A 22,138-nucleotide genomic window follows, 5' to 3' on the forward strand; every position below is an offset into this window, starting at 1 on the left:
CTCAAGGATGGAACTATGTACCGGGTGGTCACCCCCCAGACGGCAGCCGAGCTGGATGCCTATTATCAGTTGCGCTGGGAACTGCTGCGTAAACCCTTCAATCTGCCCCTCGGTTCCGAGCGGGACGAATACGACTCCGTTGCCATTCACCGCCTGATGCTGGCACCCGATGGTACTCCCATTGCCGTCGGCCGTCTGTTTGTCGGCGGTGACGAGGCACAGATCCGCTTCATGGCGCTGCGCCCGGAATATCGCGGCCAGGGGCTGGGCGCCCGCATGGTGGAAGATCTCGAGCAACTGGCCCTGAGCGAGAAGGTCAAACGACTGGTGATGAACGCCCGTCAGGAGGCGGTGGAGTTCTACCGCAGGTGTGGCTTTCTCGAGGTGGGTGAAGGGCCCGTCTCCTTCGGTCGCATTCCGCACCGTCAGATGATCAAGTCCCTGACCCCCATGCAGACCATCCAGTACCGCCCCGAGTGGTGCCAGGATCTCACCACCCGCTGGTCCAGGGGGATTCCCATCAGCGAGAAGATGGGGATGCACATCACCCACTACGACGGCCAGACCTTCCACCTCAAGGCCAACCTGGCGGCCAACCTCAATGTGCACGACACCATGTTTGCCGGCAGCATCTACAGCCAGTGCGTGCTGGCGGGTTGGGGCCTGATCTGGCTGCAGCTCAAGGAGGCCGGGCTGATGGGGGACATAGTGCTGGCGGAGGGCAACATCAAGTACTACCGCCCAGTCGACGAGGAGCCGGAGGCGAGGGTCGCCCGGGAGGGCATGCCTGCGGTGCTGGAGCCGCTCAAGAGCGGGGAGTCCGCCAAGTTCAGTCTCAAGATCAAGCTGTTCAGCGGTGACAAGCTGGCGGTGGAATTCGTTGGCCAGTACGTGGTGCAACCCATCAAGCGGCGCGGTCAGGCGCCGGTGCTGTAACCGGTTGTGCGATGCAAACAAGGCCTCATGATGAGGCCTTGTTGTTTACTGCTCTGCCGGCGCTTCCTGCCCGGTCTGGGCTTTTGCCGCGGGTTCCGGTCGCCAGAGCGGGGCGCTGCGACCCTGGGCGGGGTAGCGTACACCCACCTCCCAGCCACATGACGCCTGTTTCTGCGGGAAGGCCCAGGTCAGGGTTGGCGCCGAGAGCGGTCCGCGCCACTGACCGGTCAGTTCGGCGCAGCGCTTGCCATTGAGCACGCCCAGATCCAGCTGCCACTGTTCGTTGACCAGGTCGATCCCCCCCTGCAGGGCCAGCAGGTGGGTGATGGTGGAGGCGCCCGCCTGTTCGACGCTCAGCTGGCCATTTTCGATCTTGCCTTGCAGCCTGATGCGGTAGAAGGGGGTATCCCCCTCCTGCATCGCTTGCCACAGCTGCTCCGGGGTGAGAGTGGGCGGGGTCGCCCCCTTGAACCACTCATCCAGCAGGGGATCTATCTTCACCTTGTCCCAGAAGGGCTCGTCGGCGTCGAGGGCGAAGCTTCCCTGCAGGGTGCTGCGCCACTCGCCGGCGCTCTTGCCGTGCGTCGCCTGCAGATCGGCGCTGAGATCCGCCTTGCCCGCGAAGGAGACGGGGGAGTGCAGTATCTTGCCCCACTGATCCAGATCCAGCCTGGTGGCGTTCAGTTGCAGGCGGCTGAGCTGGCCCGGCTCCCGTCCCCACTGGCCATTCAGGGTGAGGCTTCCCTCATCCGGCAGCGAACTGGTGAGTTTGTCGAGCTGCCAGGTGCTGGGGGTCAGCTCCCCATCCAGCTCGCCGTTACGGGCACTGAGGCCATCCCACACCAGCTCGAACCACTTGCTCTCGACGCGGGCGCGACCGAACAGGGGGCCGGGCTGGTTGCCTCGCAGGCTCAAGTCGGTCAGGTAGAGCTGCCAGCCGGTCAGCGACAGGGGCAGGCTGTCATCGAAGGAGAGTACCTTGAGCTTGTCAAACGCCAGCTTTCGGATGTCGATCTGCTGTGGTCGCCAGCTCTGCCAATCCTGCCACCACCCCTGGGGCAGGCTGATGTCCATGCCGCTCAGGGCTATGTCTTTCAAAGTCAGCTTCTGCTGCTGGCTATCGAGGGCCAGCTCCAGGTTGAACTCCCCCTCGTAGGCCTTGCCCTGCAGTTCGCCCTCGATCTGCAGGGGGGAGAAGGTGAGCTTGCCCTTGATGGCTTCCAGCTGGAACAGGCCGCGCCCCATGTCACCCAGGGTGCCGGCCAGATAGCCGCTCGGCTGGTTGCCCGCCTGCCAGTTGAAGGCGGTCAGCTGGCCGCTGAAGTTGTTGAAGGCGAGCTCCTGCCTGATGTCGTTGATGCTCACCTCGTCGAACTGGCCCCGATCCAGGCTGACCTGGCGCAGGGGGAGGGGATGTTGTGCCAGATCCCCCAGCTCGACCCGCATGCCGCGTGCCTTGAGATCGCGCAGTTGCAGGCTGCGGGCGGGCCAGTCCAGTACCAGACCCGTCTCCAGCAGGCCGTCGAACAGGTTGGTGATCAGCTTGTCGCTGGATAGTACCTCCCCTTCCAGCCGCCCCTTCAGATTGAGGCGGGCGAAGGTGAATTGCGGTGTCTCCAGCTGGCCTATGTTGAGGGTCAGGTTAGCCTGTGGCTGGCGTTTCGGGTCGATAAGCTCCCAGTCGCTCAGGGTGGCGTTGAGGCCGCGCAGGGTCAGGGCATCACTCTGCAGGCTGAGGCGATCTATGGTGCTGTCGGCGATGGTGAGGGAGCGGATCGGCAAGTCTGGCAGCCGGTTCGGCAGCGGCAGTTTGATGGCCGGGCGAATGAGATCGAGATGGGCGATGCGCACGTCCCGGTTGAGCCAGTCGATATCCTCGATTTCCAGATAGAGCTTGTCGAGGGTGACCGCATCACCGTAGCGCACCTGTTCGGCCAGCAGGGTATAGGGGTGGAGCGGATTGAACACCAGCCGGCCTATGGTGACGGGTACGCCGGTCTGCTGGCTGATCCAGCTGGCAATGGGCCCCTTGGCCCGTTCGGCGTCGAACAGCCCGAGGGCGACCCAGACAAACAACAGCAGGAAGGCGAAGGTGTAGAGCAGGCCGCGTAGCCAGGAATTCATGAGTGCTTTCCTCCTGTTTCTGTTTGCGTGATCAGGCGTTGGAGTAGTGGTCCCGCAGTCCCAGCCAACGGCGGATCAGGGGCTCGACGTGACTCGGGTGCTTATCCATCAGGAAGCGCGCCATCTTCTGTACCTGGGGGATAAGCGGCTGGTCGCGCACCAGATCGGCAATCTTGAGATCGGCCAGCCCGGTCTGACGGGTGCCGAGCAGTTCCCCCGGGCCGCGCAGCTCCAGATCGCGCTGGGCGATCAGGAAGCCGTCATTGGTCTCGCGCAGCACCCCGAGCCGGCTCTGGGCCGTCTTGGACAAGGGAGCATGATAGAGCAGCACGCAATGGGAGGCCACCGCCCCCCGGCCGACCCGGCCGCGCAGCTGATGCAGCTGAGCCAGCCCCAGCCGCTCAGGGTTCTCGATGATCATCAGGCTGGCGTTGGGCACATCCACCCCCACTTCGATGACGGTGGTGGCGACCAGCAACTGCAAAATACCCGCCTTGAACTCCTCCATCACCCGCTGCTTCTCGACCGGTCGCATCCGGCCGTGCACCAGGCCGATATGCAGACCGGGCAGCAAGGCTTGCAGCTCGGCGGCAGTGTCTTCGGCGGCCTGGCACTCCAGCACCTCGGACTCCTCGATCAGGGTGCAGACCCAGTAAGCCTGCTTGCCCTCGGTACAGGCGAGCCTGACCCGCTCGATCACGTCCTGGCGGCGGCTGTCCGGTAGCGCCACTGTGGTGATGGGGGTGCGGCCCGGCGGCAGCTCGTCGATGACCGAGGTATCGAGGTCGGCATAGGCGGTCATCGCCAGGGTGCGAGGGATGGGGGTGGCGGTCATGATGAGCTGATGGGGATGGACTCCCTCCCGCTCCCCTTTTTCGCGCAGGGCCAGGCGCTGGTGCACGCCAAACCTGTGCTGTTCGTCGATGATCACCAGCGCCAGACGCTGGAACACCACCTGCTCCTGGAAGATGGCGTGGGTGCCCACCACCATCTTGACGCTGCCATCGGCGATGGCGGCCAGCGCCTCCTCCCGCGCCTTGCCCTTCTGCTTGCCCGCCAGCCAGCCGACCTGGATGCCGAGCGGTTCCAGCCACTTGGCGAAGTTGATGGCGTGCTGTTCGGCCAAGAGTTCAGTCGGTGCCATCAGCCCCACCTGACAGCCGTTGCCGATGGCCTGCAGGGCGGCAAGGGCCGCCACCAGGGTCTTGCCGGAGCCCACGTCTCCCTGCACCAGCCGCATCATGGGGTGGCTCTGCTGCAGATCCTTACCTATCTCCGCCACCACCCGGCTCTGGGCTCCGGTCGGTTTGAACGGCAGGGCGCCGAGCAGTTGTTCGAGCAGCTTGGGGGCCGGTTTGAGAGCCCGTGCCAGCTGGGTTTGCGACTGGGCGCGTACTTTGAGCACCGAGAGGTTGTGAGCCAGCAGCTCCTCCAGTACCAGTCGCTGCTGGGCCGGATGCTGGCCGTTTTCCAGCAGCGGCAGCGCCACCGAGGGGGGCGGGCGGTGCAGCAGGCGCAGGGCGGCGGCCAGCTCAATCTGATGGGGGTAGAGGCCGGCGGGCAGCAGCTCCTCCACCCCGTAGAGGTCGAGCTGGGCCAGCGCCTGATCGGTGAGGTTGCGCAGGGTGAGCTGGCGCAGCCCCTCTGTGGTCGGATAGACGGGGGTGAGGGCAGATTCGGTCTGGCCCGCCTGATCGTCGCCGAGCAGCTTGTATTCGGGGTGGGCCATCTCCAGCCCGTACTTGCCGGGGCGCACCTCGCCGAAGCAGCGCATCAGCCGACCCTGGGCCAGGCTGTTCTTCTGGGCGGCGGTGAAATTGAAGAAGCGCAGGGTCAGGGTACCGGTGCCGTCGCTGATGCGGCAGACCAGCATGCGGCGGCGCCCCATCACCAGCTGGGTGTCCTGGATTTCGCCCTCGACGGCGCCGTGCAGGCCGGGCGGCAGATCGCCGATGGGCCACACCTGGGTGCGGTCCTCGTAGCGCAGGGGGAGGTGGAACAGCAGATCCTGCACCGTGGCCAGCCCCAGCCGCTCGAGTTTCTCCAGCATCTTGCTGCCGACACCCTTGAGGCTATCGAGAGGAATTTTATCCAATTTCATCAATTAGATGCCCGAAAACACTGTAAATATGTCCAGATAATAGGGGCTATTGATGTTGCGGCGCAAGCCGCGTTGCCGTGGCAAGGATGGGATGAAACAGGTGAAAGAGGCTGGTCGGGGCCGTTTTTGAGCAAGGCCTGCCGGGAATGGCAGGCCTTGTGGCAGGCTGCGAAGGGGCGGTAGCGCCTCGCGTCAGATGATGCGCTTGAGCAGCAGATGGGCCTTGACCCTGTGGATCCTGGCCAGCAGTTTGCGCACTTGATCCGGGTAGTCCTTGATCTGCTCTACCTGGTCGAAGTGGCTGATCCGCTTGGTGTTGGTCAGGATGTTCTCGCGCTCGGCGTTGAACTGGGGACGCAACAGGTGGCGACGGTCGTGGATCAGCAGGCCGTTCTCCAGATCCAGCGCCCAGGCGCGGGGGTTGAGATTGTTGCCGGTGAGCAGGGCCCACTCGTCATCCACGAAGATCCCCTTGAGATGGTAGGAGTTGCGCTCGCAGCACCAGAGCATCAGGTTGAGACGGCCATCATCGATGTGATGCTGGTTGCGCTCGGCAAACTTGCGCAGGTTGGTCTCGTAGAGATAGGGCAGGCCGCCGATGGTGGAGAACTTCTCCTCCGGCGGAATGAAGAAGTCGTTGGCGGTCTTGTCGCCCACCACGATCGTCACCTTGCAGCCGCGGGCCAGCAGCTCCTCGATATCCTTGTTCAACTCCTTGGGCGGGTTGAAGTAGGGGGTGCAGATGAAGATCTCCCGCTCGGTGGCGCGCACCAGGTTGCGGATCATCTGGTTGAGCTGGTTGCCTCGCTTGCCCAGACCGGCCAGCGGTGTGATCGCCACCTCCTGGGTGTTGACCGGGGTGCTCTCGAAGCGGTACTGGCTGCGGCGCAGCTGCTGCTTGAAGCGGCGGATCGGCCCCTTTAGCTGCTTGGCGCTGGGGATGTCGGTGCGATCCAGGCGCTGCACCGCCTCGCTCTTCACGAACTGGTCGTCCACATAGTTGACCAGGCTGCGGGCCAGCTCGGGGCTGGCAATCTGGTGGTAACGGTCGAAGCGGTAGCGATCCTGCTGGTGCAGATAGATGTCGTTGAGGCTGGCGCCGGAGTAGAGCACCACGTCGTCGAAGACGAAGCCCTTGAGGTGGAGTACACCGAGCAGCTCGCGTCCCTTGACGGGCACGCCGTAGATTTCGATCTTGTGCTCGTGGCGGTCGGCCATCTCCTGATACATCAGGTGGTTGCCCCCCTGCTTGCCCTTGCCGATCAGGCCGCGCTGGGCGCGGTGGAAGTCGACGAACACCTTGATGTCGAGAGCAGGGTTGCGTTGTTTGGCGGCGTAGAGGGCGGCGAGGATCTCCCGTCCGGCTTCGTCATCCTGCAGATAGAGCGCGACCAGATAGATGCGGCGGGTAGCGCTGGCGATGAGCGCAAGAATGCGGCGCTTGAAATCCTGGGCACTGTAGAGCACTTCAAACTGATCCGCCGCGACGGCGATCTGGGGCAGGCGTGCAAGCAGTTGTCGATAATGGGCCGATGAATGCATAGAGAAACCTGAAATCACGGGGTTAAGCGTTCCACTCGGAGCGATGAATAGGCGATTCTAGCAATCTCGCCCTTCCAGCCAAAGAAAGAATCGTCAGAAAGATGAAAAAGGCCTCACGAAGGAGGCCTTTTTCCGGGGGATGACAGCAACGTTTAGAGGAAGCTGTAGATGATCATCGCCATCACGCCGCCTGTGGTGCCGATGATGGTTTCCATCACGGTCCAGGTCTGCAGGGTCTGCTTCTCGGAGAGGCCCAGATAGCGGTTGGCCAGCCAGAAACCGGAGTCGTTGACGTGGGAGAGCACGATGGCACCACCGCCGATGGCAATGGTCACGGCGGCCAGTTGGGCACCGTTCAGACCCAGCGGCTCCAGCATCGGCAGCACCAGGCCGCAGGCGGTCAGCATGGCCACGGTGGCAGAACCCTGGATGACCCGCACCGCGGCGGCCAGGATGAAGGCCAGGGCGACGATGGGCAGGCCGGAGTCCGCCAGCATGTTGCCAAGAGCCGCGCCCACACCGGAATCCACCAGTACCTGCTTGAACACGCCACCGGCACCGGTCACCAGGATGATGACGCCGGCGGGCTGGATGGCGCTGTTGCAAACGTTCATCACCTCGTCACGGGACATGCCGCGACGAATGCCCAGCAGATAGAAGGCGGCCAGACAGGCGACCATGATGGCGGTGAAGGGGTGGCCGACAAATTCCAGCCAGCCGTGCAGGGTGGAACCTGTCTCGACGAAGCGACCAACGATGGTCTTGAGACCGATCATCAGCAGCGGCAGACCGATGAGGCCCATGGCCAGCCCGAAGGAGGGGAGGGACTTGCTGTCGTCATGGACGCTGTTCTGGGCATCGGCGGGCAGCGGCACGTCGACGATCTTGCTGATGAAGTCACCGAACAGCGGGCCTGCCAGGATCAGTGCCGGCACGGCGGCGATCAGGCCGAACAGGATCATGTAGCCAAAATCGGCACCCAGCTGGGAGGCCACCAGGATGGGGCCCGGCGCCGGGATGAGGAAGGCCTGGCAGGTGGCGATGCCCGCCAGCAGGGCGATACCGATCTTCACCACACTGCCGCCGCCACGACGCACGATGGCAAACGCCACCCCGATCAGCAGCACCACGGCCACGTCGAAGAAGAGCGGCAGCGCACAGACGAAGCCGGTCAACGCCATGGCCCAGTTGGCGCGCTTGACGCCGAACTTGCCAAGCAGGGTATGTGCCACCCGGTCGAGGGCGCCGGTCACTTCCATCACCTTGCCGAACATGGCGCCGAGCGCTACCACCACGGCCACGAAGCCCAGGGTGCCGCCCATCCCTTTCTGGATGGTGGCGGCAATATCGGCCGGGTTCATGCCGGCGGCCAGACCCGCCACCATGGAGACCAGGATGAGGGAGACGACGGCGTGCAACCGGGCCTTCATCACCAGGAAGAGCAGCAGCACGATGGACCCGGCTGCCGTCATGATCAAAGAGATATCCGACATTGTTCTCTGTTCCTTTTTTAGTTGTTCAGTGGCAATGCCGCAGGACTCAGCACCAAACATAACATCATGATTTATTTATATATATGTTTTGGTCTGTGGCATTTCGCACGAGGCCGGAGAGTATGGGTTACTGTCTGTGGCCGGCTTCACATTTTTTGTAGTTACCGGTAACATGTTACCGGTAACGTGTTAGATTAGAACCCATCAACAGCTGGTTTTTTGAAAAGTGGGACAGAGGTCAAATTATGGCGGGTAAGTGCATTATCGTGATGGGAGTGTGTGGCAGCGGCAAGTCCAGCGTCGGTCTCAAGGTGGCCGAGGCACTGGGGGCCAAGTTCATCGATGGCGATGATCTGCACCCGAAAGCCAACATCCAGAAGATGGCCGGTGGCACCCCTCTCAACGATGAGGATCGCGCTCCCTGGCTGGAGCGGATCCGCGATGCGGCCTACAGCCTGGAACAGAAGAACGAGGTGGGTGTCATCGTCTGCTCCGCCCTCAAAAAGCAGTACCGCGACCAGATCCGCGAGGGCAACGAGTCGGTCAGCTTCCTGTTCCTGGATGGCGACCAGCCTCTGATCCTTGAACGCATGCGGGCTCGCAAGGGCCACTTCATGCGGGAAAGCATGGTACAAAGTCAGTTTGATACCCTGGAGCGCCCGGATGGCGAGGCAGGGGTCTTCCATATCGATATAGACGGCACCTTCGAACAGGTTGTTGACCGCGCCGTCACCGCGTTGGAGCAAGCCGAATGACACACAGCGTCATCTCAGAGGTCACTGCCCGCATCCGCGAGCGCAGTGTCAGCCGTCGCCAGGCCTTCCTGGCCCGCATTCAACGTCAGGCCGAGCAGGGCAAGACCCGTGCTGCCCTGGCCTGTGGCAACCTGGCCCACGCCGTCGCCGCTTCCAGCTGTGACGAGAAGGGACGCATTCTCGACATGACCCGCGCCAACGTGGGCATAGTTACCGCCTACAACGACATGTTGAGCGCCCATCAGCCCTATCAGGGCTATCCGGATCAGATCAAGGCGGCGCTGGCCGAGCTGGGCCACAGCGCCCAGGTGGCCGGCGGCGTGCCCGCCATGTGTGACGGCGTGACTCAGGGCCAGCCGGGGATGGACATGTCGTTGTTCTCTCGTGATCTCATCGCCCAGGCTACCGCGCTGTCGCTTTCTCACAATACTTTCGATGCCACTCTGCTGCTCGGCATCTGCGACAAGATAGCGCCGGGTCAGATCATGGGGGCGCTCTCCCATGCCCATCTGCCGACCGCCTTCGTGCCGGCCGGCCCGATGGCGAGCGGCATCAGTAACGACGAGAAGGTGAAGGTGCGTCAGCAGTACGCCGCCGGCGAGGTGGGGCGCGATGCCCTGCTGAAGATGGAGTGCGGCGCCTACCATTCGGCCGGTACCTGCACCTTCTACGGTACCGCCAATACCAACCAGCTGGTATTTGAGGCCATGGGCCTGATGCTGCCAGGCTCCGCCTTCGTGCATCCCCACAGCGAGCTGCGCCGGGCCCTCACCGACGAAGCCGCCCGCCGCATCAGCGCCATGATCCCGGGCTCTGCGGCTTATCGTCCGCTGAGCAAGGTGATCGACGAACGCTCCCTGGTCAACGGCCTGGTGGCCCTGCTCGCCTCCGGCGGCAGCACCAACCACAGCATCCACATGGTGGCGCTGGCCCGCGCCGCCGGCCTGGTGCTGACCTGGGACGATATCAGTGATCTCTCCGATGTTGTGCCACTGCTGGTTCGCATGTACCCGAATGGTCCGGCTGACGTGAACGCCTTCGAACAGGCGGGTGGCGTGCCGGGCCTGATGCGCCGGCTGGCCGAGGCCGATCTGCTCAACATGGACGCCGTGCCGGCGTTTGGCGAGATGGCGGACTACCTCACTCGTCCTGCACTGGTCGATGGCAAGCTGGTATGGCAACCGGTCGGCGAGAGCCGGGATCCGAGCGTGCTGTCCCCCTCGGGGGCCGTATTCCAGGCCACCGGCGGCACCAAGCTGCTGGCGGGCAATCTGGGCCGCGCCGTGGTCAAGGTCTCTGCAGTTGCCCCCGAATACCGCGTCATCGAGGCGCCTGCCCGGGTCTTCTCCTCCCAGCATGCGGTGGAGGCGGCCTACAAGGCGGGGGATCTCAATCAGGATGCCGTCATCGTGGTGCGCCACAACGGCCCGGCCGCCAACGGCATGCCGGAGCTGCACAAGCTGATGCCGGTGCTCGGCAACCTGCAGAAGGCGGGCTACAAGGTGGCGCTGGTCACCGACGGTCGTCTCTCCGGCGCCTCCGGCAAGATCCCGGCCGCCATCCACGTCACCCCGGAAGCGCTGCACGGCGGGGCCATCGGCCTGCTGCAAGACGGTGATCTGCTGCGGGTGGATGCCGAATCCGGCCGTCTCGACTGCCTGACCGATTTGAGCGGCCGTACCCAGGCCGAGATTGACCTCACTCTGGAGCAAGAGGGGTGGGGCCGTGAACTGTTTAGCGTGATGCGTCGCGCGGTATCGAGCGCCGAGTGTGGCGCCACTATTTTTGACTAAGAGCCTTTGACTAAGGAAGAGCTATGCAGAACTGGAAAGTGACCCCAGCCGAGGTGTTTGCCGCCTCCCCGCTGGTACCCGTGATGGTCATCAACGAACTGGAGCAGGCGCTGCCGATGGCGAAGGCGCTGCTCGATGGCGGCATCTCTGTGTTCGAGATCACCCTGCGTACCCCGGTCGCGCTCGATGCGATTGCCCTTATCGCCAAGGCGATGCCGGATGCCATGGTCGGTGCCGGTACCGTGCTCAACTGCGCGCAGTTTGATGCCGCCGTGGCCGCCGGTGCCCGCTTCGTCATCTCCCCGGGCATGACCCCGGCGCTGCTGGCCCACGCGGCCAACAGCACGGCCCCGCTGATCCCGGGGGTAGCCACTCCGTCCGAGGTGATGCAGGCGCTGGAAGCGGGCTATGACCACCTGAAATTCTTCCCGGCCGAGGCAAATGGCGGCACCAAGGCGCTCTCCGCCATCGCCGCGCCGCTGCCCCAGGTGAAGTTCTGTCCCACCGGCGGTATCGGTCCGAAGAACGTGGCCGATTATCTGGCACTCAAGTGTGTCGCCACCGTCGGCGGTTCCTGGATGCTGCCGGCCGATGCGGTCAAGAGCGGCAACTGGGAAGAAGTGACCCGCCTCTCCCGCGAAGCGGTCGAACTGGCGACTCGCTGACAGATAATCATGCTTGCCAAGCTGACAGGCCACCCTCGGGTGGCCTGTTCTGTTTATGGCGCAGTGCGGGCGATTTACCCCAGGCTCTCACCAAGATAGAGGGTGAACCCCATGTCCTTGCGGGTCTCCGCCAGGGCTTTGCCATCGAGCCGCGCCAGCAGCATGGTGGCCGCCTCGCGGCCGATCGCCTCGCGGGGGGTGGCGATACTGGCCAGCTTGGGGGTCATGGCATGGCCGATGTCGAGGGCGTTACAGCCGGCGATGGCGATCTGCTGGGGGACCGGGATCCACTTCGCCTGACACTGCAACAGGGCGCCGACCGCCAGGTCATCGTTGGTGCAGAACAGGCCATCCAGATCGGGGTAGCGCACCAGTGCCAGGTCCAGCAGCTCGCCCCCCAGGGTGAAGGTGGAGGACTGCTCGGTCAGCAGGTGGCGCCCCTCCAGGCCGAAATCCGCCATCGCCTGGTAGTAGCCCTCCATCCGCAACTGGGTGCGCACGTCGAGGCGGGCCCCGAGATAGACCAGCTTGCGGCGGCCGCGCAGCAGCATCTCTGTTACCATGGCCCGGGCAGCGGCCTTGTGATCCATGCCGACCACCATGTCGATGGGATCCTGTGGCAGATCCATGGTCTCCACCACCGGAATGCCGGCGGTGGCGATCATCTTGCGGGTGCGCTCGGTATGCTGGCTGTCGGAGAGGATGAGACCATCCACATGGTAGGAGAGCAGGGAGGCCACCTGTTCCTCTTCCCGTTCCGGGTTGTAGCCATAGTGGGCAAGCAGGGTCTGGTAGCCTGCGGGTCGAGTCACCGACTCGATGCCGTGGATCGCCGCCGAGAAGACCTGGTTGGAGAGGGAGGGGATCAGAATGCCGATCGCCTTGCTGGTGGCGTTGGAGAGAATATCCGGCGCCCGGTTGGGGATGTAGCCGAGCTCCTCCACCGCCGCCGCGATCCGCTCCCGGGTCCCCTCGGCCACGGTCTGGGGATCCCGCAGGTAACGACTGACGGTCATCTTGGTCACGCCGGTCAGGTCGGCGATGTCTTGCAGGGTGGGGCGGCGCTTACGGGTGGTCGTCATGTCGGTGTCCAGCATGGATGTTACGTGTAACATTACCGTTTTTACCGGACAAAGTCAGCATATGAAACCGTAGTGGAAGGATTTTCCGATGATCAGAGGCAAACATTTCGAAGGGGCTCGCTTCGAGCAACAGGATGTGGAGGGCGAGCATTTCTCCGGGTGCCACTTCATTGGGTGTGACTTCTCATGGCTGGATCTGGGCGAGTGTCGCTTCGTCGATTGCTGCTTCTATGACAGGGAGCGCGAGCTGGGTTGCCAGTTGCAGGGCTGCGATCTGCGGGAGGCGAGCTTCCTGCGCTGCGATCTCACCCTGGCGGATGTCAACCGCAGCCAGTGTCTGGGGCTGGAGATGCGTGATTGCCAGGCGATGGGCATCAACTTTGGTCACGCCAGCTTTGCCAACCAGATCACCGCCAGGAGCTACTTCTGCGAAGCTCATCTGACCGGCAACAACTTCAGCTACGCCAGTTTCGAAGGTTGCCTGCTGGAAAAATGTGAATTGAGCGGCAACCGCTGGCAGGGGGCAAACCTGCTGGGGGCTTCGCTGGCTGGATCCGATCTCAGCGGTTCCGAGTTTGGCCAGATAGAGTGGACCAGTTTCAAGCTGCAGGGTTGTGACCTGCGCCAGTGTGATCTGCCCGGGCTGGATCTGCGGCGGGTCGATCTGACCGGGGTGCAGATAAATGAAGATCAGCAGCAGACCCTGCTGGAGCAGATCGGGCTTGTTGTCTTTCCCTGAGCGGGCCGAAAAAGAGGTAATTTTTCATCACTTTGCCGCCTCTTGTGCCGTACGTGACAAATAAAAAAGCCTGCATGATGCAGGCTTTGTCGTCTTTAGTTTGCCGTTTGATGGGAGCGCGAGGCCGGGATCCCTGGTCAGCGTTTGGCCAGCCATTTGGCGGGGTTGATGGCTTCTCCCTGATAGCGGATCTCGAAGTAGAGGCCGGGCCTGTCCTGGCCGCCACTGTCGCCGACCAGAGCCACGGGTTCACCCTGTTCCACATTCTGGCCGACCTGGCGCAGCAGCGACTGGTTGTGGCCGTAGAGACTCATATAGCCGCGACCGTGGTCGATCACCAGCAGCATACCGAAGCCGTCCAGCCAGTCGGCGTAGACCACCTGGCCCGGCGCCACCGCCTTGACCTGGGTCCCTTCGCTGGCACCGATCAGGGTGCCCTTCCACTTGAGCTGGGCGGTACGGGGTGAGCCGTAGGAGATGAGGATGGGGCCCTGCACTGGCCAGCGCAGATTGCCATTGGTCTTGAGGCCGCTGTAGTGGCCAGCGCCGCTGATGCTGGAGCTGGATTCCGGCTCTTTGCTGGCCACTTGCTGCTGGCTGGCCTGCTCCTCGGCACGGCGCTGCTCCGCCAGTTTGCGCTGGCGTTCCTGCTCGGCCTTCAGTTTGGCGAGGCGTTCCCGCTCGCGGCGCTCCTGCTCTTCCCGTTTGCGGCGCAGCTCCTCCAGCCGGGCTTTCAGGGCTTTTTCCGCCTTGACCAGCTTGGCCAGCTTCTGCTCGTCATCCTGCACCGACTGTTGCAACTGGTTGCGCACCTTGGCGCGGCTCTGCTGGCTGGCCAACAGGGCCTGGTGGTGCTCCTGCTGTTCGCTCAGCAAGGCCTGCAGCCGGCTCTCGGTCTCTTTGGTCGCCTGCTGGTTTTTCGCCAGTTTGGTGCGGGTGGCGCGCAGCGCCTCGATGGCCTCGATACGAGCCTTGTTGAGGTAGTCGTAGTAGTCGAGGGAGCGGCTCAGTTTGGCCGGGTCCTGCTGGTTGAGCAGCAGTTTGAGGTAGTCGTGGCTGCCCGCCTGGAAGGCGCTTTCCGCCTGCCTGGCCAGCAACTGCTTCTGATGTTTGGCCTGCTCTTCCAGATCCAGCTTGTCTTGCTGCAGACCGGCCAGCTTCTGCTGGTTCTGCTTGAGTTGCTGTTTGGTTTGGTTGAGCTTGGCGGCAGCTGCCGAGATGGCTTGCTCATCGGCCTTGAGCTGGGCATTGAGCTTGGTCAGCTCCTGCTTGCTCAGCTTGATGGTCTTCTGCTGTTCCTTGATCTGGGTCTGCATGGTACCCAGCTGCTGGTTGGTTGCCCAGGCTTGGCCCGTGCCGCCAAACAGGCAAAAAAACAGCGCGCCGGCCAACAGGCCGACGCGACTGGTTTTCTGTGAAATAACTTCGCATCCCCGCATGGGGAAGGATTATTTCAGAATCATCAGGGGCTTGCCAGTCATTTCCGGCGGCACCGGCAGACCCATCAGGGTCAGCATGGTGGGAGCCAGATCGGACAGTTTGCCACCTTCTACCACCTCGGCTTTGCGCCCGAAGTAGATGAGCGGAACCGGCAGGTTGGTGTGGGCGGTGTGAGCCTGGCCGGTCTCTTCGTCCATCATCTTCTCGGCGTTGCCGTGGTCGGCGGTGATCAGGCACTCGCCACCCACTTCGGCCAGCGCGTCGGTGACGCGACCGATGCAGTGGTCGACGGCTTCACACGCCTTGACGGCTGCATCGAACACGCCGGTGTGGCCGACCATGTCGCCGTTCGGGTAGTTGCAGATGATGACGTCGTACTTGCCGCTCTTGATGGCCGCAACCAGCTTGTCGGTCAGCTCGCCGGAGCTCATTTCCGGCTGCAGGTCGTAGGTCGCCACTTTCGGGCTCGCCACGATTTCGCGATCTTCACCGGTGAAGCAGGCCTCTTCGCCGCCGTTGAAGAAGAAGGTGACGTGCGCGTACTTCTCGGTCTCGGAGATGCGCAGCTGGGTTTTGCCCTGCTTGGCCAGCCACTCACCCAGGGTGTTGACCAGGGCGGTCGGCGGGTAGGCGCAGGCGGTTTTGATGTCGGCCGCGTATTCGGTCAGCATCACGAAGTTCAGCTTGGGTTCGGCGGTACGAGCGAAGCCGGTAAAGTCGGTGTCAACGAAGGCTCGGGTGATTTCACGGGCGCGGTCGGCACGGAAGTTCATGAAGATCAGCGCATCGCCGTCAACCATGGGAACGGCTTCGCCGATGCGGGTCGCCTTGACGAACTCGTCGTTCTCGTCGCGAGCATAGGCGGCAGCCAGGGCCTCGGTGGCGGAAGCAGCGGTAAACTCGCCCTTGCCCTGGGTCATCAGGTCATAGGCCTGCTGTACACGATCCCAGCGGTTGTCGCGGTCCATGGCGTAGTAACGGCCGATCATGGAGGCGAAACGCCCCTTGCCCAGCTTGGCGAACAGGGCATCGAACAGCTCGATGGAGGACTGTGCGGAGCGCGGCGGCACGTCACGGCCATCCAGGAAGGCGTGGAAGTAGATCTTCTCGGCACCACGTTTGGCGGCCATCTCGATCATGCCCATGATGTGCTCTTCGTGGCTGTGTACGCCGCCCGGGGACATCAGACCCATGATGTGAACGGCCTTGCCATTGGACACTGCAGCGTCAACAGCCTTGGCCAGTTCGACGTTGTCGAAGAAAGGACCATCCTGGATGTCTTTGGAGATGCGAGTCAGCTCCTGATAGACGATGCGGCCGGCACCGATGTTGACGTGGCCGACTTCGGAGTTGCCCATCTGGCCATCCGGCAGACCCACGTCCAGGCCGGAGCCGGAGATCAGGGTGCTGGTGTAGTCACGAGCCAGACGATCGAGATTGGGAGTCTTGGCGGCGGCGACGGCATTGTGCTCTTGCTTGGTGCTATAGCCCCAACCGTCCATGATGACCAGAACCAAAGGTTTCTTAGCTGTTGACATAAGGCTATGTCCTCTCGGATTGGAAAAAATGCGGGAAATGAAACTAGCGTAATATTACTACATCTGCCGAAATAGTCACCTGATAGCCAAGGCGGCTTCCCATCGCCCAGTAGGGGGCTCTCCGCTCCTCCTGATCGAGCTAGCGCATGATGGGAGCCTGCTCGCGCTTTGCCGCCAAGATGGCTGATCTTAGTTACACCCCCATGTATACTCGGGCCCTTGTCTTGGTCCCTGGATAGTAGAAGATGCAAGAGTATTTGGATTTTGCGGCCCGCAACCCGCTGCTGACGGCAGCCTGGTTGGGCCTGGCGGGCACCCTGGTTTACACCACTGTGCGTGCCCGTTTGTCTCCGGTGAAAACCGTCAACAATCACACTGCCACCCTGCTGATTAACCGTGAGAATGCCACCGTGGTGGATATTCGCAGTCAGGAAGATTATGCCAAGGGTCATCTGGCCGGAGCCCAGCACCTGCCGCTCGCCCAGATCCAGAGCAATAACCTGGGTCCGGTTGAAAAGCATAAAGATGCCCCCATCATAGTGGTGTGCGAGTCGGGAATGACTGCGGGCGGCGCTGGCCGTCAGCTGAGCAAGGCTGGCTTCAAGCAGGTATATGTGCTCGGCGGTGGCATGGCCCAGTGGCGTGCAGAGAATCTGCCGGTCACCAAGAAACGCTGATGTAAGGGCCTGTGCCCACTTATCCATATAAAAAGGAATCAAACGAAATGGCTGACGAGATCAACAACCAGGAAGTACAACCGGAATTCCACATCCAGCGTGTTTACACCAAGGATGTCTCCTTCGAAGCGCCCAACACTCCGCACATCTTCCAGAAAGAGTGGCAGCCGGACGTCAAGCTGGACATGGATACCAAGACCAACATCCTGGCCGACAGCGTCTACGAAGTCGTACTGACCCTGACCGTCACCTGCAAGCTGGGCGAAGAGACTGCCTTCCTGTGCGAAGTGCAGCAGGCTGGCATCTTCACCATCGGCAACCTGCCTGAGCCGCAGCTGGCTCACTGCCTGGCTGCCTTCTGCCCGAACATCCTGTTCCCGTATGCTCGTGAAGCCGTGGCCAACATGGTGAGCAAGGGTTCCTTCCCGCAGCTGAACCTGGCACCGGTTAACTTCGATGCCCTGTTTGCCCAGCACATGGCGCAAGCTCAGGCCCAGCAGGCGACCGCGGAAGCCTGATAATGGCTGACCAGATCGCTATCTCGGTCTTGGGGGCGGGGTCTTACGGCTCCGCCCTTGCCATTTCTCTGGCGCGCAATGGCCATCCGACCCTGTTGTGGGGTCACGATCCCGCCCATGTCGCCGAGCTGGAACAAGATCGCTGCAACAAGGTTTTTCTGCCGGATGTCCCCTTTCCCGCCGATCTGCAGCTGACTGCCGATCTGCAACAGGCGGTACAGGCCGCGCCCGTGCTGCTACTGGTGGTGCCGAGCCATGTGTTTGGCCAGGTGCTGGCCCAGGTCAAACCCTTCCTGCGCCCCGATACCCGTATCGCCTGGGCCACCAAGGGTCTGGAGCCGGACAGCGGCCGTCTGCTGCAGGACGTGGCCCGCGAGGTGCTGGGTGATGCCATGCCGCTGGCGGTGATTTCCGGCCCCACTTTTGCCAAAGAGCTGGCCGCCGGTCTGCCGACCGCCATCTCGGTCGCCTCGACCCACGACGATTTTGCCGAGGATCTCTCCCAACTGCTCCATTGCGGCCGCTCGTTCCGGGTCTATACCAACCCGGACTTCGTCGGCCTGCAGCTGGGTGGGGCAGTGAAGAACGTCATCGCCATTGGGGCCGGTCTCTCCGACGGGCTGGGGTTTGGTGCCAATGCCAGAACCGCCCTCATCACCCGGGGCCTGGTGGAGATGCAGCGCCTGGGCGCCGCGCTTGGCGCCGATGGCAAGACCTTCATGGGGATGGCGGGGCTCGGGGATCTGGTGCTCACCTGTACCGACAATCAGTCGCGCAACCGCCGCTTCGGTCTGGCCCTCGGGGCAGGCAAGGATGTGGACACAGCCATGACCGAGATCGGTCAGGTGGTGGAGGGGTATCGCAATACCAAGGAGGTGCATCTGCTGGCGGCTCGCTGCGGCGTCGAGATGCCCATCTGCGAGCAGATCTTCAAGGTGCTCTACGAGGGGAAAAACCCGAAAGAGGCTGCCATCGCTCTCTTGTCACGAGACAAGAGGGACGAGTAATCTGCCGATTGCCCGATGCAAAAGGCCCCGCCAGTTGGCGGGGCCTTTTTTTGCCACTAAGGCAAAGCGTCATCAGTAGTAGGAGTGGTCGCCGCGCTGGTGCTCGGTGGCGTCTTTCACGCCCTTGAGCTCGCCCGGGAACTTCTCCAGCAGCTGCTTCTCGATCCCCTCTTTCAGGGTGTAATCGACCATGGAGCAACCGTTGCAACCACCGCCAAACTGCAGGATGGCGTAACCATCTTCGGTCAGCTCGGTCAGGGTCACCTTGCCGCCGTGACCGGCCAGCATGGGGTTCACCTCGGAGATGAGGGCGTACTCGATACGTTCGATCAGGGGGGCATCGTCGGCGACCTTGCGCATCTTGGCGTTGGGGGCCTTCAGGGTCAGCTGGGAACCCATCTGATCGGTGACGAAATCGATGGTGGCATCCACCAGGAAGGGGGCACTCAGGGGATCGACCATGCAGTCGAAACCGCTGAAGGGCAGGTGCTGATCTTCCGGATCGACTGCATCGGGCGGGCAATAGGAGACGCCACACTCGGCATTCTGGGTTCCCGGATTGACCACAAACACCCGGATATTGGTGCCGTCAGGCTGTTTTTCCAACAGTTTACGGAAATGTGCCTGGGCGGCGTCGGAAATGCTGATCATCACTATCCTCACAAACCTGAGTGTACGACTAGGGTATTCATGATAACGCGGTTATCCGGGCTTGGGTAGCATGCAGAGGGTTACTTGATGTGCTTGAGAGTACGGCATATTGCCCACACTTCAACCTTTGTGATGCCGCTCTCATGGAGCAGGCGGGTGAGCTGGCCCGCGGTGGCGCCTGTGGTCACTACATCATCAAGCAGGGCGACGTGACGATATTGATGGGAAGAGACTCTGAACGCGCCGCGCAGATTGCGCCGTCGCTGGCCTGCGGTGAGCCGGGTCTGCTGCGGGGTGGCCTTGATGCGCTGCAGCAACCGCTGGTCGAGCGGGATGCCGGTTATCTCGCTGAGTGCGCGACCAATCTCTTCCGCCTGGTTGAAGCCTCGCCACCAGTGACGCCACCAGTGCAGGGGCACTGGGATGATGGCTTCCGGCGGATCGCTTTGATCGAGATGGTCCGCCAACAGGCGGGCGAGCAAGGGGGCCAGCAAGGTCTGGCCTGCATATTTCAACCGGGGGATAAGCAGGGGGTAAGGCGTCTGGTAATCGCCAATAACCTGCAACCGCTCCCAGGGGGGAGGACGGCGCTGACAGCGGCCGCATACCCACAGGCTTTCTTTCATATATTCCTGCAAGGGCGCAGCACACAGGCGGCATCTTGGATGAGGCTGCCGCAGGGCCTCTCGGCACCAACTGCACAGCAAAGGCTCGGCATCACAGGACTGATGACAGAGCAGACAACTCCCTTGCCAGTCACTATGACTGCCGAGCAGCGGACTTGCTTTGACGAGCAGTCGCTTTAACATGCTGACCCCAGAGACATGAACAAGGATCTTGAGTCTAGATGGGCGTATCGGTAGAGCGGTTTGGTCAGGGGCCCGATCTGGTGCTGTTGCACGGATGGGGGATGAACGGCGCCGTCTGGCATGGCATTGTCCCGTCATTGGCGGAAAATTACCGGGTACATCTGGTGGATCTGCCGGGGTTTGGCAACAGCCCGCTGGCCGATACGGTCGATTACAGCCTCTCCTGGCTAGCGGAGCAGGTTGCGGCCGTATTGCCGGAAAAATGCCATCTGCTCGGCTGGTCCCTCGGTGGTCTGGTCGCCAGCCAGATTGCCTTGAGCCATCCCGAGCGTGTCGCAAGCCTTATCACGGTAGCCAGTTCCCCCTGCTTTATGGCCCGCGACGAGTGGCCCGGGATCGCCCCCAAGGTGTTGACCGGCTTCAATCAGATGCTGGCAGGGGATTTTCGCCAGACCATAGAGCGCTTCCTCGCAATCCAGGCGATGGGCAGCGAACATGCCCGCGACGATATCCGTCAGCTGCGCCACTGGTTGGCTGAACGGCCGGCTCCGCAACTGGCCGCGCTGGAGGCCGGGCTCGGTTTGTTGGCCGACATCGATCTGCGCGATGAGTTGGCGTCGCTTTCACTGCCCTGGCTGCGGGTCTATGGCCGACTGGATTCACTGGTGCCCAAGGCGGTCATTCCCCTACTGGACGAGCGTTACCCCGCCAGTCGCAGCGTGACCTTCAACAAGGCCTCGCATGCGCCTTTTATCTCCCATCCAACGGAGTTTGTTGAAGCCATCAGGCATTTTGTTGGCTAAAAAACAGCCTGAAAGCTTCATTAATCCTCCGAGGTGACGGATAATTAGTCTGTTCCCAGAGGAGTTACATCATGCGTATTGAATCTGCCTTCAACAGCGGGGTGCAGGGGTTCCAGCGAGCTGAACAGATCGCCGATCGGGCGTCCAGCCAGATCGCCCGCCTCAATACCCCGAGTGGCGATCAGGTGCAAGTGACGGATGAGCTGGTCAACCTCAAGGTGGCGGAGATCCAGGCTGGTGCCTCCACCAAGGTGATGCAGACCGCCAGCGATATGATGGGCACCCTGATCGATATCCGGGTGTGATATGAACGTCAATGTCAGCCTGCCCACGCTGATCCCTACCCAGCTGCAACCTCAAGTGGAAGCGGCCAGGACGGATAATCGCCGGGCCGAGCTGATCCCGCAGACCCGCTCCGGACAGGCATCCAGCGCCGAAACCGAAGTCGGTTCCCAGAAAGAGAAATCGAAAGCCGGTCAGACGGCCAGCAGCACTTTGCCGGCCCAGAACAATCGTGAGTCAACTCAGCCCACGATTCCCCATGCCCTGGATCACCGTTTTGTCGAGGCGACTGGTGAAGATGGGCAGCGCAAGCAACAGGATCCCAAGCAGCAGGAACAGCAACAACGGCAGGAGCAACAGGTCAAGGAGCTGAGTGACCGAGATCAGGAGGTGCGTACCCATGAGCAGGCGCACCAGTCTGTCGGTGGCGCTTATGCCGGTGCGCCTACCTACCAATTTTCGTTGGGGCCGGATGGCAAGCGTTATGCCACTGGCGGTGAAGTGTCTATCGATACTGGCGAGGTGGCGGGAGATCCCGAAGCCACCATTGCCAAGATGCAACAGGTCCGTGCTGCGGCCCTTGCTCCTGCCGAGCCCTCTGCCCAGGACTTGAGCGTAGCCCGCAGTGCTGCCTCAACAGAGGCCAAGGCCCGCAAGGCACTGATGGCCGAGCATGATCCCGCGACCACGGGCGTGCTGAGTACTTACATGGATCGACGCAACCAGGTGATAGCCGGCCGCTACCAGCAAGCGGTCAGTCCGGCGGCTGGCCACTCCCTTAATCTCCATGTCTGAATTCCCTGCGCGATACTTTTCTTTGTTCCCCGGTTTTGCAACTAATCTGAAGGTCAGGCCCATCCTATCTAGCAGGAGCTGTCATGCACTTTGATGAAGTCAAACCGGAAGATTTCGCCACTTTCTCCCGCGTTCCTCCGCCACACCTCCAGATGGAACAGTTTTTGATGCAGCTGGGTGGCGGTGGGACCGAGGGGACCCACTTCAAGAAGAAGGTAATGCTGGCGGCGGGCTGGAACCATACCGGCGTGGTCTCCTATGGCAAGTATCCACAGGAGGCCTGCAAGGCATTCAATCGACTGCGGGAGGTGCTGGCCCAGCATCAGGATCCCGAGAGCATCCTGAACACCTTGAGCCAGTAAGCTCGCGCCTGATGCAAAAAGCCCCT

The 22,138-nt window shown here is 62.3% G+C and carries 21 protein-coding genes; 12 read left to right on the forward strand and 9 right to left on the reverse strand.

What is annotated here, in order from left to right; translation table 11 throughout:
* Positions 1–15: 15 nt before the first annotated feature.
* On the forward strand, positions 16–936 hold the full coding sequence (locus BN1123_RS12255) for a bifunctional GNAT family N-acetyltransferase/hotdog fold thioesterase (RefSeq protein ID WP_026456896.1): 921 nt from the start codon (positions 16–18) through the stop codon (positions 934–936).
* Positions 937–981: 45 nt separating this feature from the next.
* Here the strand turns inward: BN1123_RS12255 and BN1123_RS12260 are convergent, their stop codons facing one another.
* From BN1123_RS12260 to gntU, 4 genes are all read right to left on the reverse strand, one after another.
* Positions 982–3,060, reverse strand: a complete 2,079-nt coding sequence (locus BN1123_RS12260; RefSeq protein ID WP_042027305.1) for an AsmA family protein — start codon at positions 3,058–3,060, stop codon at positions 982–984.
* Between the two features lie 31 nt (positions 3,061–3,091).
* Complete coding sequence (recG, locus tag BN1123_RS12265; protein WP_042027306.1) at positions 3,092–5,161, reverse strand: ATP-dependent DNA helicase RecG; 2,070 nt, start codon at positions 5,159–5,161, stop codon at positions 3,092–3,094.
* A gap of 192 nt (positions 5,162–5,353) precedes the next feature.
* The gene (gene pssA / locus BN1123_RS12270; protein WP_025202387.1) at positions 5,354–6,703 is read right to left on the reverse strand and encodes a CDP-diacylglycerol--serine O-phosphatidyltransferase; all 1,350 of its coding nucleotides are present in this window, start codon (positions 6,701–6,703) and stop codon (positions 5,354–5,356) included.
* A 152-nt stretch (positions 6,704–6,855) separates the two neighbouring features.
* A complete protein-coding gene (gene gntU / locus BN1123_RS12275) occupies positions 6,856–8,196 on the reverse strand; it encodes a gluconate transporter (protein ID WP_026456631.1) in 1,341 nt (446 codons plus the stop codon).
* A gap of 245 nt (positions 8,197–8,441) precedes the next feature.
* On the opposite strand from gntU, the gene BN1123_RS12280 reads away from it, so the two are divergent.
* From BN1123_RS12280 to BN1123_RS12290, 3 genes are read left to right on the forward strand one after another with little or no spacing between them, the layout of a single operon-like run.
* The gene (locus BN1123_RS12280) at positions 8,442–8,951 is read left to right on the forward strand and encodes a gluconokinase (RefSeq protein WP_026456630.1); all 510 of its coding nucleotides are present in this window, start codon (positions 8,442–8,444) and stop codon (positions 8,949–8,951) included.
* Complete coding sequence (gene edd / locus BN1123_RS12285) at positions 8,948–10,744, forward strand: phosphogluconate dehydratase (protein ID WP_042027307.1); 1,797 nt, start codon at positions 8,948–8,950, stop codon at positions 10,742–10,744. The genes BN1123_RS12280 and edd overlap by 4 nt, the downstream gene beginning before the upstream one ends.
* 23 nt (positions 10,745–10,767) lie before the next feature.
* On the forward strand, positions 10,768–11,409 hold the full coding sequence (locus tag BN1123_RS12290; protein ID WP_042027308.1) for a bifunctional 4-hydroxy-2-oxoglutarate aldolase/2-dehydro-3-deoxy-phosphogluconate aldolase: 642 nt from the start codon (positions 10,768–10,770) through the stop codon (positions 11,407–11,409).
* A gap of 74 nt (positions 11,410–11,483) precedes the next feature.
* Here the strand turns inward: BN1123_RS12290 and BN1123_RS12295 are convergent, their stop codons facing one another.
* Positions 11,484–12,491 carry a substrate-binding domain-containing protein gene (locus BN1123_RS12295; protein WP_042027328.1) on the reverse strand — a complete coding sequence of 336 codons (1,008 nt, stop codon included), beginning with the start codon at positions 12,489–12,491 and terminating at the stop codon, positions 11,484–11,486.
* 88 nt (positions 12,492–12,579) lie between these two features.
* Here BN1123_RS12295 and BN1123_RS12300 point away from each other — a divergent pair, with 88 nt between their 5' ends.
* Positions 12,580–13,230 (forward strand): Qnr family pentapeptide repeat protein, encoded by a 651-nt coding sequence (locus BN1123_RS12300; protein ID WP_042027309.1) that lies wholly within the window; start codon positions 12,580–12,582, stop codon positions 13,228–13,230.
* A 137-nt stretch (positions 13,231–13,367) separates the two neighbouring features.
* On the opposite strand, the gene envC is transcribed toward BN1123_RS12300, so the two are convergent.
* Both envC and gpmM read right to left on the reverse strand, forming a co-directional pair.
* Entirely contained in the window at positions 13,368–14,669 is a 1,302-nt protein-coding gene (gene envC / locus BN1123_RS12305) for a murein hydrolase activator EnvC (RefSeq protein ID WP_026457215.1), read from the reverse strand.
* Positions 14,670–14,678: 9 nt separating this feature from the next.
* The gene (gene gpmM, locus BN1123_RS12310) at positions 14,679–16,208 is read right to left on the reverse strand and encodes a 2,3-bisphosphoglycerate-independent phosphoglycerate mutase (protein WP_042027310.1); all 1,530 of its coding nucleotides are present in this window, start codon (positions 16,206–16,208) and stop codon (positions 14,679–14,681) included.
* Positions 16,209–16,453: 245 nt separating this feature from the next.
* Between gpmM and BN1123_RS12315 the strand changes: the two genes are divergently transcribed.
* The 3 genes from BN1123_RS12315 to gpsA are packed head-to-tail and all read left to right on the forward strand — an operon-like array spanning position 16,454 to position 18,410.
* Positions 16,454–16,885, forward strand: coding sequence for a rhodanese-like domain-containing protein (locus BN1123_RS12315; protein WP_042027311.1), 432 nt, complete (start codon positions 16,454–16,456; stop codon positions 16,883–16,885).
* Positions 16,886–16,932: 47 nt separating this feature from the next.
* Entirely contained in the window at positions 16,933–17,403 is a 471-nt protein-coding gene (gene secB, locus BN1123_RS12320) for a protein-export chaperone SecB (RefSeq protein WP_026457218.1), read from the forward strand.
* Between the two features lie 2 nt (positions 17,404–17,405).
* Positions 17,406–18,410, forward strand: coding sequence for an NAD(P)H-dependent glycerol-3-phosphate dehydrogenase (gene gpsA, locus BN1123_RS12325; protein ID WP_042027312.1), 1,005 nt, complete (start codon positions 17,406–17,408; stop codon positions 18,408–18,410).
* A gap of 72 nt (positions 18,411–18,482) precedes the next feature.
* On the opposite strand, the gene nfuA is transcribed toward gpsA, so the two are convergent.
* Both nfuA and BN1123_RS12335 read right to left on the reverse strand, forming a co-directional pair.
* A complete protein-coding gene (gene nfuA / locus BN1123_RS12330) occupies positions 18,483–19,061 on the reverse strand; it encodes a Fe-S biogenesis protein NfuA (RefSeq protein WP_026456827.1) in 579 nt (192 codons plus the stop codon).
* A gap of 80 nt (positions 19,062–19,141) precedes the next feature.
* Complete coding sequence (locus BN1123_RS12335) at positions 19,142–19,870, reverse strand: ComF family protein (protein WP_042027313.1); 729 nt, start codon at positions 19,868–19,870, stop codon at positions 19,142–19,144.
* A 38-nt stretch (positions 19,871–19,908) separates the two neighbouring features.
* Here BN1123_RS12335 and bioH point away from each other — a divergent pair, with 38 nt between their 5' ends.
* The 4 genes from bioH to BN1123_RS12355 all read left to right on the forward strand — a co-directional run bounded on the left by bioH (position 19,909) and on the right by BN1123_RS12355 (position 22,112).
* Positions 19,909–20,673: a pimeloyl-ACP methyl ester esterase BioH gene (gene bioH / locus BN1123_RS12340; protein ID WP_042027315.1), complete on the forward strand. Its 765-nt coding sequence runs from the start codon at positions 19,909–19,911 to the stop codon at positions 20,671–20,673.
* Positions 20,674–20,744: 71 nt separating this feature from the next.
* Complete coding sequence (locus BN1123_RS12345) at positions 20,745–20,978, forward strand: flagellar hook protein FlgE (RefSeq protein WP_042027316.1); 234 nt, start codon at positions 20,745–20,747, stop codon at positions 20,976–20,978.
* Position 20,979: 1 nt separating this feature from the next.
* Positions 20,980–21,750, forward strand: coding sequence for a putative metalloprotease CJM1_0395 family protein (locus tag BN1123_RS12350; protein ID WP_042027317.1), 771 nt, complete (start codon positions 20,980–20,982; stop codon positions 21,748–21,750).
* 83 nt (positions 21,751–21,833) lie between these two features.
* Positions 21,834–22,112 (forward strand): hypothetical protein, encoded by a 279-nt coding sequence (locus BN1123_RS12355; RefSeq protein WP_026456822.1) that lies wholly within the window; start codon positions 21,834–21,836, stop codon positions 22,110–22,112.
* The last annotated feature ends 26 nt before the right edge of the window (positions 22,113–22,138 follow it).

Origin of the sequence: Aeromonas enteropelogenes (assembly GCF_000819845.1) — a bacterium.
Classification (GTDB): domain Bacteria; phylum Pseudomonadota; class Gammaproteobacteria; order Enterobacterales; family Aeromonadaceae; genus Aeromonas; species Aeromonas enteropelogenes.

Coding starts and splice junctions, on each gene's coding strand:
- gpmM (WP_042027310.1), bottom strand. CDS start 16,208: ATGTCAACAGCTAAGAAACCTTTGGTTCTGGTCATCATGGACGGTTGG.
- BN1123_RS12315 (WP_042027311.1), top strand. CDS start 16,454: ATGCAAGAGTATTTGGATTTTGCGGCCCGCAACCCGCTGCTGACGGCA.
- recG (WP_042027306.1), bottom strand. CDS start 5,161: ATGAAATTGGATAAAATTCCTCTCGATAGCCTCAAGGGTGTCGGCAGC.
- envC (WP_026457215.1), bottom strand. CDS start 14,669: ATGCGGGGATGCGAAGTTATTTCACAGAAAACCAGTCGCGTCGGCCTG.
- bioH (WP_042027315.1), top strand. CDS start 19,909: ATGGGCGTATCGGTAGAGCGGTTTGGTCAGGGGCCCGATCTGGTGCTG.
- BN1123_RS12335 (WP_042027313.1), bottom strand. CDS start 19,870: ATGTTAAAGCGACTGCTCGTCAAAGCAAGTCCGCTGCTCGGCAGTCAT.
- BN1123_RS12355 (WP_026456822.1), top strand. CDS start 21,834: ATGCACTTTGATGAAGTCAAACCGGAAGATTTCGCCACTTTCTCCCGC.
- gpsA (WP_042027312.1), top strand. CDS start 17,406: ATGGCTGACCAGATCGCTATCTCGGTCTTGGGGGCGGGGTCTTACGGC.
- gntU (WP_026456631.1), bottom strand. CDS start 8,196: ATGTCGGATATCTCTTTGATCATGACGGCAGCCGGGTCCATCGTGCTG.
- BN1123_RS12280 (WP_026456630.1), top strand. CDS start 8,442: ATGGCGGGTAAGTGCATTATCGTGATGGGAGTGTGTGGCAGCGGCAAG.
- secB (WP_026457218.1), top strand. CDS start 16,933: ATGGCTGACGAGATCAACAACCAGGAAGTACAACCGGAATTCCACATC.
- BN1123_RS12345 (WP_042027316.1), top strand. CDS start 20,745: ATGCGTATTGAATCTGCCTTCAACAGCGGGGTGCAGGGGTTCCAGCGA.
- BN1123_RS12350 (WP_042027317.1), top strand. CDS start 20,980: ATGAACGTCAATGTCAGCCTGCCCACGCTGATCCCTACCCAGCTGCAA.
- BN1123_RS12260 (WP_042027305.1), bottom strand. CDS start 3,060: ATGAATTCCTGGCTACGCGGCCTGCTCTACACCTTCGCCTTCCTGCTG.
- BN1123_RS12300 (WP_042027309.1), top strand. CDS start 12,580: ATGATCAGAGGCAAACATTTCGAAGGGGCTCGCTTCGAGCAACAGGAT.
- BN1123_RS12290 (WP_042027308.1), top strand. CDS start 10,768: ATGCAGAACTGGAAAGTGACCCCAGCCGAGGTGTTTGCCGCCTCCCCG.
- nfuA (WP_026456827.1), bottom strand. CDS start 19,061: ATGATCAGCATTTCCGACGCCGCCCAGGCACATTTCCGTAAACTGTTG.
- pssA (WP_025202387.1), bottom strand. CDS start 6,703: ATGCATTCATCGGCCCATTATCGACAACTGCTTGCACGCCTGCCCCAG.
- BN1123_RS12255 (WP_026456896.1), top strand. CDS start 16: ATGTACCGGGTGGTCACCCCCCAGACGGCAGCCGAGCTGGATGCCTAT.
- edd (WP_042027307.1), top strand. CDS start 8,948: ATGACACACAGCGTCATCTCAGAGGTCACTGCCCGCATCCGCGAGCGC.
- BN1123_RS12295 (WP_042027328.1), bottom strand. CDS start 12,491: ATGACGACCACCCGTAAGCGCCGCCCCACCCTGCAAGACATCGCCGAC.